Raw genomic sequence first — 13,598 nt, forward strand, 5'->3', positions numbered from 1 at the left:
AAAAGTTGCAAATGATAAATTAAGGATATGAAATTTAAGGAGTGCGTTCGATGTATTTCTTCCAAAATAGTCCGAGCTTTTCCTTGAATTATATGGAGAAGAGGTTATTTACGGTGTGAGTGCAACGTCATTAGTCGTGACGTTCGCGCGCAGTTGGTGAGCGGCGCCGAAGAACGCTGCGTGACCGCCGAGTATCTTGAAAACGGGGCATTAGACAATTATGGAAACTTCCGAGACGGCCGTGGCAAACAACGACAACCTGATCGAACTGACGGCTGACGTGGTTGCCGCCTATGTCAGCAACAATCCGGTACCGGCGGCCGAATTGCCAAACCTGATCGCCGACATTCACGCTGCCCTGGGGCGCGTCGGCGTTGCGATGGAGGTCGCGCCGGCGGAAAAGCCGAAGCCTGCGGTCAATCCGAAAAAGTCGATCCACGACGACTACATCATCTGTCTCGAGGACGGCAAGAAGTTCAAATCGCTCAAGCGCCATCTGATGACGCATTACGGCCTGACGCCCGACCAGTACCGCGAGAAATGGGGTCTGGATGCGACCTATCCGATGGTTGCGCCGAGCTACGCTGCGGCACGCTCCGCGCTTGCCAAGAAGATGGGACTTGGCCGCAAGAGCAAGAGCTGAGTTCGCGTTCGGTCCCACGAACCATCGTGCGGCGCCTTCGGGCGCCGTTTTCGTTTGCGCCCGCGCCGGGCGCGGCAGCCGGTCCCAACAAATCGTGGGCCTGCTTCAGCGCGATATGCCGGTTGAGATCGTAGCTCCAGTGGCGCCTCTCGCCCCTGAGTCTTTCGCGCTCGATCAGCCGCTTGAGCCGTAGACGCAGCAGGCGTTTGTGCGCCGGCGGCGCCGCCACGGCGGCTTCCAGATCGATACCGCAGGCGGCAAACAACGCGACGCGGTTGGCGGCCATACGCGCCTGCTCGGCTTTCCTGCCGCCGAAGGCCCGTGCCTCTTCGAACATGCGTTGCATACGAATCTCCCGTCCCGACATGCGTTGGAAGTCTTGCCGGCCCGGAGAGGGTGGGGAGAAAATCGCCAGAAATGTTCAGGCATTGCGAAAAAAAATCAAAGAAAATCAATTTTTTAACGGGATTCTACCCTGGCGTGTGTTTCCTGTTTGTTCACAGGTTGTCGGTGGGTCGATATAAGAAGATATTCCTATTTCAAAAAGGGAAACATGTCTCGTGATCGCCAACCGTGCCTTTGACGCAGCCCCTGAAGCGGACCGCTCGGGCCAAGCCCGGCCCGGCCGACCGGCCCGCGGGCAACATCACTCCTCCAAAGACCCGATTGAGCGCAAGATCGAGATCTGCGAATGCATGATCGACATCGCGGCGGCGATTTTCGCGGTCAGCAGCAAGGAACTGCGCCGCCCCGGTCGCACCGCGCTGGCGGTGGCGCGCGTGCGTCAGATTTCGATGTATGTCGCCCATGTCGTCATGGGCCTGTCGATGAGCGAGGTCGGTCGCGGGTTCGGACGCGACCGCACCACGGTCCTTCACGCCTGCCATCTGATCGAGGACATGCGCGACGACGAGGAATTTGACGCCATCGTGGCCATGGCCGAGCGCGTTGCCCGGGCGGCGCTGCGCTATCGGGACGGTGCCTGAGATGGCCGACGACACGCGAAAGCCCGTATTGCGCATCCTGCGCTTCCTGGCCTGCAACACCGCACGCCTGGAGGATTGCGCGAAGGAGGGCCGCAAGAGGCTGACCGGCGCGACACGGGGAACGATCAGTGTCGAGACCAAGGCGCTTGAGGCCGGGTTGCGGGCCGGGCTGGCGCGCGAATGCGACGGTTTTCTGGGACTGACCGCTGCGGGCCGGGCAAGTCTGGCGCGGATGCAAGCACCGCCCGATCCGTTCCGCGCCCAGCATGGCCAAACCATCGAGACCGAGATCGACGTCGACGGCGCGCCGCACAGGGTCAGCCGCAATCTGGCCGAATCGCCCCTGTCGCAACTGGCCCGACGCCGCGCGCGCGACGGCACCGCCTTCTTGAGCGAGGCCGAGTTCGAAGCCGGCGAGCGCTTGCGTTCGGACTATGACAGGGCGCGACTGACACCGCGCATCAGCGCCAACTGGGATGCCGCCATTGCCTCACGCCGCCGCGGCGAGAGCGGCGGTCTTGCCGAACTGACCGAAGCCGCGCTGGCGGCGCGCCAACGCGTCGAGGCGGCCATGGACGCCGTCGGTCCGGAACTCTCCGGGATCCTGATCGACGTCTGCTGTTTTCTGAAAGGGATAGGACAGGTCGAAGCGGAGCGGCAATGGCCGGCGCGTTCGGCAAAAATCGTGCTCAAGACGGCGCTGGCGGCCCTGGCCCGTCACTATAGGCCGGGCTCTTCGCAGGGCCGACGACGTCGCAGTCATCATTGGGGCGCGCGGGACTTCCGGCCGTCCCTGCGCTCGCCTACTCCTGGAAAATGACAGCCGAACCAGGAGCCGGCCCTTGATAACCGGGGGCGCCGGTCGCACCGGGGCCGGCACGGCGGGGGCGGGGTCAGGCCTGTTCGCGCAACGCGGTTTCGGCGTCCTTGCGCATCCGCAAGACCATGGCGCGCAGGCCGTTGGCCCGCTGCGGCGTCAGGTGTTCGTCGAGCCCGAGCTGCCGCAGCACCGGTTCTGCGTCAGTCGCGGCGATCTCGCTGGCCTTCCTGCCCGAATAGAGCGCCAGCATGATCGCCACCAGTCCGCGGACGATATGGGCGTCCGAATCGCCGGTGAATCGCATGACGGGGTCGTCACCCGGTTCGCGGGCCGTCGTCAGCCAGACCTGGCTGACGCAGCCGCGCACCTTGTTGTCGTCGGTCTTGTGCGCGTCGGGGAAGGGCGGCAGGTCGCGACCGAGATCGATCACATAGCGGTAGCGGTCCTCCCAGTCGTCGAGGAAGGAGAAGTCGTCGAGTATGGTTTGCAGGTCGGATGTCATGGTTCGTGCAGCCTTTGCCCCCGCATATAGGGGCTCGCGCCGCGTCCGTCACTCGGTGATTGCCGGTTATGCCGAATCAGTTCGCCGTCGGAACGGTTCCCGTGGTCAACTCGGGGTCGGCCTGCCCGAACTGATCGTCCAGCAACTCGTAGGCGATGCGCGCGCTCTCGCGCGCCCGCACGCCGATCGTCTGGACGGCCGCGCGGCCGGTCTCGCACACGTCGGGCTGGCGCTCGCACATCGACGACACGTCGCTGATGGCGGCGCGCGCGGCAAACACCGCCTCGAGCGGATCGACCGTGGCGTCGGGATCGGCGCCCTCCGGCGAGATCGGCAGCAGAAGCAGGACAAGCGAAAACCAGAATGCCGTCTTGATCAGGAAACCCATTATTTCTTCCCTATCGACAAAGCCGGGCTTTGCATCTGCGTGGCCAGGCTTTTCCCTTCACGCGTCGTCATGCCACAAGCCCGCGAAAGGACGCTTGCCGCAAATGCAGGCTTTTTTGTCGAATTTGATGCAAATGCGCGCAAACGGGTTTTTATGAGAATTTGCCGCGTTTCCCACCGGTTTCGGAAAGGTAATGTTAGCAACCCAAGGCACTGATTTTCATAGTTTTCCCTGGAGCGTTCCAGAGATGGAGGCCACAGCGGAGGCAAAAGCCGGCCCGGCGGCGCGCATACCAAGCGTTTACCATCCGCCGATGTTCTGCCGGCCGCGCCCCGTTAAGATCGGAATTTTGGGGAAGCGTCGCCCGGTGACCGCCGGCCCTTATTCATTCCTTAAAGGGTGAATGAGAGGTTCGGGGAAAACGGCGATCCGCTAGGCGGACAAGTGGCGAGTACGTGTTTTTGGGTAGCGTCCATAAGAATATTGGAGGATGGCAGAACCGGCTTTCGCAGGCGTGCGGAGGACTGGTGCATCCAGGCGTGGCCGAGCCCGGCGAGCGCGCGCGTCAGCGCCGCTTGCTGGCGGCGTCGCTGACCGGCCCGTTTCTGGCCGCAGCCGCCTTCGCCCAGGTCCTGACGGTTCCGCTCGGCGTTTCGGCGGCACTTGCCGCGATCTGTCTCGTGTTCGTGGTGGGATGGTCCGCCGCCGTGATCGTGGCGCAGACGGGCTCGCGGCGCATCGCCGGGCCGCTTGCTCTGGGGGCGGCGGTGCTTGCCTGCGCCGTGATCCTTTATTTCGCCGGCGGAATCGCGTCGCCGCTGTTTCTGGCCTGGCTGCCTCTGATCGTGGAAACCGAAAATGTCGGGCGCGACCGCCGCTTCCTGCTGGCCGGAGCAATCGCGGCCGGCACGGCGGTTCTGCTGGCGAGCATGGCCGGATTTCTGATGCCCGACCTGCCGGCGGCCGGCGCGTCGGCCGGCCACTGGCTGCTGCCCGTCATCTATGCCGCCATGTGGTTCGCGCGCAGGAGCGGCGAACGCGGTTCCATGCGCAGCGAGACCGACGCGCCGGACGAGGACGGGATCGACGGGCTGCTCGACGCCGTGACGCTGCGCTTTGCCGGCAATGGCGAACTGTCCGACGTTTCGGCGCAGGCGCGCCTGCTGTTGCGCCTGGAGCCGGAGTTTTTGCTCGGCACGGGACTGTTCGACCGGGTCCATGTCTCCGACCGGGTTCACTATCTCAACGCGCTGGCCGACATGCGCGAAGGCGCCGACCGTCGTTCGCTCGAGTTGCGAGTGCGCCTGCCACGCCTGAACGAGGGTGATGTCGGGGCCGTTTACGGTCCGTTCCGGCTGGAACTTGCCGGGGCGGCGGTAGCCGGTGGGTTCGTCGGTTTCCTGCGCGCCAATGACGACATGGTCCGGCTGCGCGAGGAGCTGGAGACGGCGGTTGCGCGCGCCGAGGCCGACCGGTCGCGGTTCCTGTCCACCGTCAGTCACGAATTGCGGACGCCGCTCAATGCGATCATCGGGTTTTCCGACATGCTCCTGCAGGATCTGGCGGGTCCGCTCGCCAATGAGCGCCAGCGCGATTATGTCGGGCTTGTGCAGGAATCGGGCCAGCATCTGCTTTCCGTGGTGAACTCGATCCTCGATCTCGCCAAGATCCAGGCTGGAACCTATACGCCCGCCACCGAGCGTTTCGTGGTCGACAAGATCGTCGCGACCGCGCGCTCGATCGTATCGTGCCAGGCCAGAGCCAAGCAGGTGCGCGTCGACGTCGCCGGCGACCAACCGCTCGGCGAGGTTTTGGCCGACAAGCGCGCCCTGCAGCAGATCCTGATCAACCTGCTTGCCAACGCGGTCAAGTTCACGCCCGAAGGCGGCACCGTGACGGTCGGCGGATCGCGTGACGACGGCCGGCTCGAATTATGGGTCAGCGATACCGGCATCGGCATGGCCGAAGGCGAACTCCACCAGATCGGCAGACCGTTCTTCCAGGTCGTGAACGACTACACCCGCCAATATGAGGGGACCGGGCTCGGATTGGCGCTGGTGAAGGGGCTGGTTGAGCGCAATGGCGGCACAATGACGATCGAAAGCGCGCCGGGCGAGGGCACGACGGTCACGATCGCGGTGCCCGAAGGTGGCCCCGCTGCACGCGACTCCGCGCCGCATGTGGTGAAAATCGAGACGGAAAGACAATCGAGAGACGCATCCGATGACCCGCTCCGCAAATTCGCGTAGACAAAGCCCGGTCCTGACCGAGACGCTTGGCGGCCTCGCGACCGTCATCGGCGCCACGGTTGTCCGCAATCCGATCCTTGTCGGTGGCGTGACGGCGTTTGTCGTGGCGTTGGGGTATGTGTCCGCCAACGCGCTTTGGTACCAGCCCTACCAGCATCCCAGGCCGCTCATGCAGACGCGCATCATGGTCAAGACCCAGGCGCCTGCCCCCAGCCAGGCGCCGCGCGAGGAGCCGGTCGTTGCGGTGCTGCCGCCGAGCCCGGACGTAACCGCCTCGGTGTCGCCGCCGGCCGTCGGCGACCCGGTGGTGCGCAAGGTGCAGGCGACGCTGGCGCGGCTGGACCTCTACGACGGCGACGTCGACGGACTTTCGGGGCCGCTCACCAAACAGGCGATCGCCGCTTACCAAAAGACGATCGGGATCGAGGTCGACGGCGAGATCAGCGATGCGCTGCTGCGGCAGATCGAGGGCCCGCTGGCCGACCAGAAGATCGCTGCCTTGCCCGCGCCGGCGCCGCGTCCGCAACCGCGCCAGGCAGCCTCGGCCGAAGACGGACCGGCGCCAGGACGCCTCGGCGATGCCGATATCGTCAAGATTCAGGCGGGGCTGCGGGCTTTCGGCCATGACGGGATCGATCTCGACGGGATCGTCGGCGAGCAGACGAGCAGCGCGATCCGCGAGTTCCAGTCGCTGTTCGGTCTTCCCGTCACCGGCCAGCCCGACGCGCAGTTGCTTGCCAAGATGACCGAAATCGGGCTTACGAACTAGAGTCGTGCTGCTTTTCACGGAATTGCAGCTCGGCTCCAACCCATATCTTAACACGTTTCCGAACGTCGAACCGGCTTCCACTTTGCCTGGAAACATTCCAGGCCTACCATTTGCGCGGCCGCCGGCCGGACACGGCCCTGCGGCAGGCGAGGTTTGCACGTGCGCGTCACATCCGATCTTTTCGTATCGTCGCTGATCAGGCGGGCCTTCGCGGCTGGCGGTTTTGCCGCCATCGTGCATCGCGGCGCCACGGAGGCCGGCGCGATCTTTGTCGTCGAGCGGGGCCGCAACGGCGCGGTGAGCCTGTTCGCGCCCGCGCCGCAAACCGGCTATGGCGACGGCCGGCCGGCCGACAGGCTGTTCGTTTCGCTGCCGGAGATCGCCGACGACGACGCGCTGACCAGGAAGCTGGAACGCGAGTTGAAGTTCGATCCGGACGCCTGGGTCGTGGAACTCGAGCTTTCGACGCCGGTGAGCGAGATGCTCGACCTTCTTACGCCCTGAGCGCGGCCGTCACTCCGGCATCGTTTTCGGCCGGCGGAAGGGCGGCACTGTCGGAGCGGCCGGCGCCGTCGCGCCAGTCGCTGTCCACGCGGGCGCGCGCGGCCTCGCGGCTGATCGATCGGAATTTTTCCAGGAACAGACGGATATTCCTGCGCTGCGGGAAGCGCCACGGCGAGGCCGCGCAGGCAAGCAGGAAGGCCTGTTCCTCACTAAGGTCGAGCGAGCGCAGGGCGACGAGCAGATCGTCGTAGGTGCGCGCCCGGGCGATCATGCGGGCCGTGTCATAGGGCAGCGACACGGTCTCGGCCAGCGCGCGGAAAAACGGCTCGCGATTTTCGGCCAGGGCGGCGGCCCTCAGCTTGCGGAAACGCTCGTCATCATGCGCCTCGTCGACCTGGCTGTCCGGCGACAAAGCCCCGGTAGCGGCGTTTTCGTTGTCGGACATGGTCTGCAGCAGCCGGTGGCGGGCGAGGTCGGCCAGGCCGCGGCTTGCCGGCACCGGTGTCTGCGCGACCTGTTCGGGCGGTCGGGCGGCCGTCGTCTCGAGCAGCCTGGAGACCTGGACGATCGTGGGGTGGACGCGAGGTCGTCGCTTGATGACGCGCGCATGGGTGAGGCCGTGTCGGGCAATCAGGCCGAGCAGGGCTGCATCGCCGAGCAGCGGCGAGCGGATGAGCAGGGGCGCGGCGATGTCGGCGCTCTGCTCGCACAGCCGTGCCAGAAGGGCAGGCGGGGTATACCGCGATTCCGACAGAACGGCGGCCACGTAGCGCAGCGTCTCGGCCGGAACCTTGTCGAACAGCGGCGCGGCGAGCTGGTCGAGCTGGTGGATCTCGCGCCGGCTGGGACGTGTCAGCGACGCGAAGGCCGAGACCGCCGCCCGCAACAACCGCTCGGCCTTGCCGGCCTGGTCGCGGTCTACAATTCGCCTGAAGTCCGCTGTACTCACTGGTTACGCTCTACGCCTTGACGACCGGTTACGCTGTCGGCGCGAGGCTGGAGATCCGCCCGCGCGCGGAAGCCAGCACGCTACAATCAATGTGTTAGCAAGCTGTTAACCCTATGGCGGGCACAGTTGGCACGACAGCGTCGTAAGCGTGCCAATCGTATCCCATGCACCGGAACGCACAGCCATGACGAACATCATCGAATTCCATGCCCACGCCGCGAGGCGCAAACCGGCCTGTCGTCAACGAACCGGCAGCGCGGCGATCATCGTTTTTCCCGGCGTTCGTTACGAACGGCAGGACGAGGCGTCGGCAAAACGGGGAACGGTCGACACGAGAAAGCCGTCGCGCCGTCCGCCGGTCTCCGGCCGCTCCTGAGCGACCCGGCCGACACGGGGAAGCGCTGTTTGCGTCGCCGCCCCCGGCGTGTCTTTTCCGTCGAAGCCGGGTCTAACGGTTCTGGTCTTCGCCGTCCTCGTCCGGATCGGCGGATTTGAGCGACGACAGCTTGGCGAAAACGGCCTCGGCGTCGAGTTCCTTTTCGCTCTCCTCCTCGGCGGGCGCCCCACCCTCGCCGAAGGGCAGGGTTTCGGTCGCCGATGCCGGCAAAAGCGTCTCGTCGGCCCCCTGCTGCTGCGGGGCGCCGCGCGAGGCGCGCTGAACCTCGAGGTCGAGGTCGATCTGCGAACACAGGCCGAGCGTCACCGGATCCATCGGCTGCAGATTGGCCGAGTTCCAGTGCGTTCGGTTGCGGATCTGCTCGATGGTCGACTTGGTCGTGCCGACGAGCCGCGAGACTTGGGCGTCCTTCAATTCAGGATGGTTGCGCACCAGCCACAAAATCGCGTTGGGACGGTCCTGCCGCTTCGAAAGCGGCGTGTAGCGCGGACCGCGGCGCTTCTTTTCGGGAATGCGTACCTTGGGTTCGGACAGTTTGGGCCGGTAGTTCGGGTCGCTCTCGGCCCGGGCGATCTCGTCGCGCGTCAACTGCCCGGTGGTGATGGGGTCCATGCCCTTGATGCCCTGCGCGGACTCGCCGTCGGCGATCGCCCTCACCTCGAGCGGGTGCAGGTGACAGAAAAAGGCGATCTGGTCGAACGACATCGCCGTGTTGTCCACCAGCCAGACCGCGGTCGCTTTGGGCATGAGAAGCTGATTGGCCATGATACAATCGTCCTTTCTTCGCCCGCGTCCCTCACGCGGGCGGTGGTTTTAGCCACCAGAATGGGAAATCGAGCACGCTATATCGCGTCTTGCGACGGTGCGCAACGTGCCTGGGTGTCGATGTCGTCGTCTCGCCGATCAAATTTTTCCGGGCCGGTGGGGACGCGTTTTCATATCGGCTCGCAGCGCGCGGTGTCGAAGAAACCGTCGACCAACGGCGCGAAGCTGGCATCGGGCCGGAAAACCCGCACCACGACAATGCCGATATCCTCCTCGACCTGGACGATGACCGCGCCTTCCAGGTTTTCGGGCAGGTCCTTGCGCAAGTCGATCATCTGGTCGGGGGAGACGACGACCAGGTCCAAAAGTCCGTTGGAGGCGGTGCGGTCGTTCAGGCTGTAGATGTTGTGTCCCCAGCGATTATAGACCGAGACCGACCAGAACAACGGCTTTTCGGGCGCCAGCACACGCACGCCGCTCTCGGAGATATCGAATCGGCAGGCGCCGGCGGCCATGAACGGATCGGGCGCGCGCGCGCCGCGCGTTGCCGATGCGGTTTCCGGCAGTCTGACGAAGCTGTTGGGCGCGCCGGCCTGCTCCAGCCGCGACCACGCGTCGCGCTCGGCATAGGCCGGCAACAGAAGCAGGATCGCGATGTGCACGATCGCAGCGCCGATCAGGCCGGACAGGGTCACATAGACAAGCCTAAGCATCGCAGCCGGTCCGGTAGATGGCGGGCAGGGCAATGTCGCGGGCGTCGGCGCCGTTGGCAACCGGCGTGTCGTAGAGCGTGAGCACCATCACCATGTCGCCGGTTCCCGTCACGGCGAGCCAGTTGCCGGGTTCGGGCGTGCGGCCGACCGCGATGTCGAAGGAATTGTCGGCCCGGCGCAGGACCTGGCGCGAGTGCAGCCCGGCGGCGGGCGGCCGCGGCCGCGGCGCGGCGCGACCGGTCCGGTCGGTGGCATAAAGGGTCCAGAAGCGCGCGACCGGCACGCCGCCCTCGAGGCGGTAGCGGCATTGCCGGCGCAGCGCCTGTCCGGACGAATCGCGCTCGGCCAGGAAATAAAGCCCCTCGGCCCGTCCCAGCGGCAGTTCGCCGTCGCGCGCGATCCGCGCCCGGCCGTACGGATCGACCTGCGGCGTGCCGGATTCGGGATAGGCGGTCCAGGCCCCGACCGTGAGCGTGTCGAGCCCGTCAATCGCGTTGAGCGCGAACCAGACCGAGGCGCCGCCGCCGCCGACCGCGATCGCGACCACCAGCGCGACGTAAAACGGAATGCGCATCACGCGGGCCCTGCCGCCGGCATCTGCGGCCCGCGCGCGCCGGAACAGGACAAAAAACGCATCAACGGCACGGCCCGGATACTCAAAGCGCCGACGAGGTGTCGCGTTCGCTAGCGACGCGGATCGGCGCGGCCTCGCGGAAAAGCCGCGTCATCTCCCGCAACAGCCGGGTGGTCGCCGCCGACATTACCGGCGGTCGGCTGTCGGCCTCGCCATCGGTGTCGCCGCCGGCGCCGGCATCGGCGACCTTGGGTGCGTCCTTGCCGTCAAGGAACGGTTTGTCGATGCCGGGAATCGGCTTCAGCTCGATATTCTGGTGGACATAGGTCATCAGCCGCTTCCAGGTCATCGCCGGCAGCGAGCCGCCCGTCATGTTGCGGGTGGCGGTCGACTCGTCGTTGCCGAACCAGACCGCGGCGGTGTAATTGCCGGTGAAGCCGACATACCAGGCGTCCTTGTAGGCCTGTGTGGTGCCGGTCTTGCCGGCGCTGCGGATGCCGTCGAGCGCGGAGCGCCGCGCCGTGCCGATCTCCGGCACCTGGACCATGACGGAGTTCATGTAGCTGACCGACTGCTCGCTCAACACCCGCTTCGGCTCCGGCGCGTCGCGGCGCCAGTCGTAAACGACCTCGCCGGAATGGGTCAGAAGCTGGGTGATGCCGTGGCGCCGGCCGGCGAGGCCGCCATTGGCGAAGACGTGAAACCCGGTCGCCTGGTCGAGCACGGTCAGCCCCGAGGTGCCGAGCACCATGGTCTTGTCGGAAAACACCGGCGATTCGATGCCCATCGCCTCGGCCATCTCCTTGATCGGCTTGATGCCGAGATGTTCCTTGGCCAGGCGCACCGGCACGGTGTTGATCGACTTGATCAGCGCCGTGGAGAGCGGAATGTTGCCGCGATAGCCGCGCGAATAGTTTTTCGGCGACCAGCGTCCCCAGGTGATCGGCGCGTCGCGCACGATCGTGTCGGGCGTAAACCCATGTTCCATCGCGGTCGCATAGACATAGGGCTTGAAGGAGGAGCCGACCTGGCGCAGCGCGCGGGTGGCGCGGTTGAACTGGCTGGTGCCGTAATCGCGCCCGCCGACAATGGCGCGCACCGCGCCGCCGTCGTCGATGACGACGATCGCGCCCTGCTTGACGCCGTAATCCTTGCCGTATTGGCGCAGATGATATTCCAGCGCCTCCTCGGCCGCCGACTGGATGTTCATGTCGAGCGTGGTGCGCGCGACCAGCGAGTGGGTCGGCAGCCGCGCCGCCAGCTCCTTGACCTCCTCGAACACCCAGTCGAGGAAATAGTCGGGATGCTGCTGGCTGTCGCGGTCGACGACATTGGCCGGGTCGCGCCGGGCCGCAATCACCTGGCCCTCGGTCATGAAGCCGGCCTGGACGATGTTGGTCAGCACCTCGTTGGCCCGGGCGCGCGCGGCCGGCAGGTTGATGTGCGGCGCGTAGCGCGCCGGGGCCTTGAACAGGCCGGCCAGCATCGCCGCCTCGGCGAGGTCGACGTCCTTGATGCCCTTGTCGAAATAGAAGTCGGCCGCGGCCGTGATGCCGAACGTGCCGCCGCCCATATAGGCGCGGTCGAGATAGAGCTGAAGGATCTCCTTCTTGGTCAGGTTCATCTCCAGCCACACCGACAGGAAGGCTTCCTTGACCTTGCGCTCGATGGTGCGCTCGCTCGACAGGAACAGGTTCTTGGCCAGTTGCTGGGAAATGGTGGAGCCGCCCTGGACGACGGAATTGGCGCGCATGTTTTCCGTCATCGCCCTGACGAGGCCGAAGAAATCGATGCCGTAATGGTCGAAGAAGCGCCGGTCCTCGGTCGCCAGCACCGCCTTGATGACGTGGTCGGGGATCTCGTCGACCGGCACGGAATCGCGCTGGATGATGCCGCGCTGGCCGATCTCGTTGCCGTAGCGGTCGAGCACGGTGACGGCGTAGTCGGCCTGGGCGCGCCAGTTGCCGGCGGTCTCCTCGAAGGCGGGCATGGCCAGCGCCAGGAGCACGACCGAGCCGGCCGCGCCGAGCGTGACGCTCTCGCTCAGCGCCTCCACCACGCCGCGGCGCCAGCCATAGACGCGGAACCGGCGGAAGAAGATGGTGATCGTTTCCCAGATCTCGCCGGCCTTGAACCCGGCCTCATAGAGGCTGGAATCGATCCAGGCGTCGATCTCGAGCAGTTTCGAGGTTCGCGGGGCGCGCGTCTTTTTTTGTTCGAATGGGTTGTCCATCAACCGCTTGTCCGTAAGCCATCGGGCAGGCAAGCTGCGTTCCCATACGGGCGAATTTCAGGCGGCCCACCACTTCCGCTGCGGCATCTTTGCACCAAAGCGGCCGGCGCATACAAGGAAAAACCGGCCGCAGACCTTTGCAACTTCGCGTCATCGTAAAGAGGATGGGAAAATATTCCGGAGCGCCGGGCGATGGTCCGGCGGGGAACGAACGTCCGTTTGCGAGGCGGGGCGGCAGGGCGGCGACGTCACGCGCGGTATGGCTCCGCGCCGACCGGCACGGCGGCGACGCGCAACTGCGGCGCTGGCTGGCGGAGGTGGATTGCCGGGAGAGCCGCCGCGCCGGTCGAGCCCGGCGCTCCTGTCCTACCTTCCACGTCAACACCGCCACCACGGCATCCGTTCGCGAAGCGCTGGTGCGCAAAGTGTCTCACGATACCACGCTCTATGCCGACGAATCCAGCCTCTGCGCCGCTTCCGGCAAGGAATATGTCGGCCACCGCACGGTGAAGCACACCGCGAGGGAATATGCCCGCCGCGCAGGCGATGTTGTCGTGCACACCAACACGATTGAAAACGTTTTCTGCATCTTCAAGCGCGGCATGACCGGTGTCTATCAGCATTGCGGCGAAGCTCACCTGCATCGCTACCTTGCCGAGTTCGATTTCAGGCATAACCGCCGCGCTGTGCCAAAAAACAGCGACGTTGAGCGCACCAATGAACTGCTCGCCATGATCGACGGCAAGCGCCTCACCTATCGGCGGATTGGTGAGGCCGGTCATGCCGAAGCAGAAGGCGTTAGCTTTCCTCCGTTGCAAAGGCGGAGGAAGGGCAAATGACAGACGAAAAGCCAGTCGTGGAAATCAAGGTGACCGGCATAGATTTCGTTGCCATAGAGCCGCACGGACAAGGAAGCCTAATAGTTCTATTCACAACGGGCGGAACGCATGAATTAGCATTGCGCATATCGCCGCAAATCGTTTCGGTGCTGGAAGAACGCCTCGATAAAGCGCGGCAGAGACAGGCAGATCGTCGTCCAGTCCAATAAACCCTTGCTGTATCGACATTGCCTTGCAAGCAGCACGGCTTGGGAATTTCTGCAAAAT

The 13,598-nt window shown here is 65.2% G+C and carries 14 protein-coding genes and 1 pseudogene; 8 read left to right on the forward strand and 7 right to left on the reverse strand.

Translation table 11 applies throughout. The annotated features are described in order from the left end of the window. Positions 1-220: 220 nt before the first annotated feature. The 3 genes from ACT2B0_RS04475 to ACT2B0_RS04485 all read left to right on the forward strand — a co-directional run bounded on the left by ACT2B0_RS04475 (position 221) and on the right by ACT2B0_RS04485 (position 2,449). A complete protein-coding gene (locus ACT2B0_RS04475; protein WP_348289807.1) occupies positions 221-643 on the forward strand; it encodes a Ros/MucR family transcriptional regulator in 423 nt (140 codons plus the stop codon). Positions 644-1,203: 560 nt separating this feature from the next. Continuing rightward, positions 1,204-1,629 (forward strand): helix-turn-helix domain-containing protein, encoded by a 426-nt coding sequence (locus ACT2B0_RS04480; RefSeq protein WP_348289804.1) that lies wholly within the window; start codon positions 1,204-1,206, stop codon positions 1,627-1,629. 1 nt (position 1,630) lies between these two features. Beyond that, positions 1,631-2,449, forward strand: a complete 819-nt coding sequence (locus ACT2B0_RS04485) for a DUF6456 domain-containing protein (protein ID WP_473461900.1) — start codon at positions 1,631-1,633, stop codon at positions 2,447-2,449. A gap of 73 nt (positions 2,450-2,522) precedes the next feature. Here the strand turns inward: ACT2B0_RS04485 and ACT2B0_RS04490 are convergent, their stop codons facing one another. Both ACT2B0_RS04490 and ACT2B0_RS04495 read right to left on the reverse strand, forming a co-directional pair. After that, entirely contained in the window at positions 2,523-2,951 is a 429-nt protein-coding gene (locus tag ACT2B0_RS04490) for a SufE family protein (protein WP_348289798.1), read from the reverse strand. A gap of 76 nt (positions 2,952-3,027) precedes the next feature. Next, a complete protein-coding gene (locus tag ACT2B0_RS04495; protein WP_348289795.1) occupies positions 3,028-3,339 on the reverse strand; it encodes a DUF5330 domain-containing protein in 312 nt (103 codons plus the stop codon). Between the two features lie 527 nt (positions 3,340-3,866). Here ACT2B0_RS04495 and ACT2B0_RS04500 point away from each other — a divergent pair. The 3 genes from ACT2B0_RS04500 to ACT2B0_RS04510 all read left to right on the forward strand — a co-directional run bounded on the left by ACT2B0_RS04500 (position 3,867) and on the right by ACT2B0_RS04510 (position 6,861). Further along, positions 3,867-5,588, forward strand: a complete 1,722-nt coding sequence (locus ACT2B0_RS04500) for a sensor histidine kinase (RefSeq protein ID WP_473461903.1) — start codon at positions 3,867-3,869, stop codon at positions 5,586-5,588. After that, positions 5,563-6,357: a peptidoglycan-binding domain-containing protein gene (locus ACT2B0_RS04505; protein ID WP_473461905.1), complete on the forward strand. Its 795-nt coding sequence runs from the start codon at positions 5,563-5,565 to the stop codon at positions 6,355-6,357. Before ACT2B0_RS04500 ends, ACT2B0_RS04505 begins: the two co-directional genes overlap by 26 nt. A gap of 159 nt (positions 6,358-6,516) precedes the next feature. Further along, positions 6,517-6,861: a DUF1491 family protein gene (locus ACT2B0_RS04510; protein WP_348289786.1), complete on the forward strand. Its 345-nt coding sequence runs from the start codon at positions 6,517-6,519 to the stop codon at positions 6,859-6,861. Here ACT2B0_RS04510 and ACT2B0_RS04515 read toward each other — a convergent pair. The 5 genes from ACT2B0_RS04515 to ACT2B0_RS04535 all read right to left on the reverse strand — a co-directional run bounded on the left by ACT2B0_RS04515 (position 6,851) and on the right by ACT2B0_RS04535 (position 12,492). After that, positions 6,851-7,810, reverse strand: coding sequence for a hypothetical protein (locus ACT2B0_RS04515; protein WP_473461908.1), 960 nt, complete (start codon positions 7,808-7,810; stop codon positions 6,851-6,853). The two genes, ACT2B0_RS04510 and ACT2B0_RS04515, sit on opposite strands and share 11 nt — an antisense overlap. A gap of 448 nt (positions 7,811-8,258) precedes the next feature. After that, positions 8,259-8,972: a DUF1013 domain-containing protein gene (locus ACT2B0_RS04520; RefSeq protein WP_473461910.1), complete on the reverse strand. Its 714-nt coding sequence runs from the start codon at positions 8,970-8,972 to the stop codon at positions 8,259-8,261. Between the two features lie 170 nt (positions 8,973-9,142). After that, positions 9,143-9,685 (reverse strand): DUF1254 domain-containing protein, encoded by a 543-nt coding sequence (locus tag ACT2B0_RS04525; protein ID WP_473461913.1) that lies wholly within the window; start codon positions 9,683-9,685, stop codon positions 9,143-9,145. Continuing rightward, the gene (locus ACT2B0_RS04530) at positions 9,678-10,259 is read right to left on the reverse strand and encodes a DUF1214 domain-containing protein (RefSeq protein WP_473461915.1); all 582 of its coding nucleotides are present in this window, start codon (positions 10,257-10,259) and stop codon (positions 9,678-9,680) included. Before ACT2B0_RS04530 ends, ACT2B0_RS04525 begins: the two co-directional genes overlap by 8 nt. Before the next feature lie 82 nt (positions 10,260-10,341). Further along, positions 10,342-12,492: a transglycosylase domain-containing protein gene (locus ACT2B0_RS04535; protein ID WP_473461918.1), complete on the reverse strand. Its 2,151-nt coding sequence runs from the start codon at positions 12,490-12,492 to the stop codon at positions 10,342-10,344. 338 nt (positions 12,493-12,830) lie between these two features. Between ACT2B0_RS04535 and ACT2B0_RS04540 the strand changes: the two are divergent. Together ACT2B0_RS04540 and ACT2B0_RS04545 are read left to right on the forward strand one after the other, a co-directional pair. Then, positions 12,831-13,331 (forward strand): annotated as a pseudogene (locus tag ACT2B0_RS04540) (transposase); the annotation flags it as partial. Further along, entirely contained in the window at positions 13,328-13,540 is a 213-nt protein-coding gene (locus tag ACT2B0_RS04545; RefSeq protein ID WP_348289764.1) for a hypothetical protein, read from the forward strand. The pseudogene ACT2B0_RS04540 and the gene ACT2B0_RS04545, both read left to right, overlap by 4 nt. The last annotated feature ends 58 nt before the right edge of the window (positions 13,541-13,598 follow it).

This window comes from Nitratireductor sp. J20-h4 (assembly GCF_056780505.1).

Excerpts from the sequence above, each read along its gene's own strand:
- ACT2B0_RS04530 (WP_473461915.1), bottom strand. The coding sequence starts at position 10,259 with ATGCGCATTCCGTTTTACGTCGCGCTGGTGGTCGCGATCGCGGTCGGC.
- ACT2B0_RS04475 (WP_348289807.1), top strand. The coding sequence starts at position 221 with ATGGAAACTTCCGAGACGGCCGTGGCAAACAACGACAACCTGATCGAA.
- ACT2B0_RS04520 (WP_473461910.1), bottom strand. The coding sequence starts at position 8,972 with ATGGCCAATCAGCTTCTCATGCCCAAAGCGACCGCGGTCTGGCTGGTG.
- ACT2B0_RS04505 (WP_473461905.1), top strand. The coding sequence starts at position 5,563 with ATGACCCGCTCCGCAAATTCGCGTAGACAAAGCCCGGTCCTGACCGAG.
- ACT2B0_RS04495 (WP_348289795.1), bottom strand. The coding sequence starts at position 3,339 with ATGGGTTTCCTGATCAAGACGGCATTCTGGTTTTCGCTTGTCCTGCTT.
- ACT2B0_RS04485 (WP_473461900.1), top strand. The coding sequence starts at position 1,631 with ATGGCCGACGACACGCGAAAGCCCGTATTGCGCATCCTGCGCTTCCTG.
- ACT2B0_RS04525 (WP_473461913.1), bottom strand. The coding sequence starts at position 9,685 with ATGCTTAGGCTTGTCTATGTGACCCTGTCCGGCCTGATCGGCGCTGCG.
- ACT2B0_RS04535 (WP_473461918.1), bottom strand. The coding sequence starts at position 12,492 with ATGGACAACCCATTCGAACAAAAAAAGACGCGCGCCCCGCGAACCTCG.
- ACT2B0_RS04545 (WP_348289764.1), top strand. The coding sequence starts at position 13,328 with ATGACAGACGAAAAGCCAGTCGTGGAAATCAAGGTGACCGGCATAGAT.
- ACT2B0_RS04490 (WP_348289798.1), bottom strand. The coding sequence starts at position 2,951 with ATGACATCCGACCTGCAAACCATACTCGACGACTTCTCCTTCCTCGAC.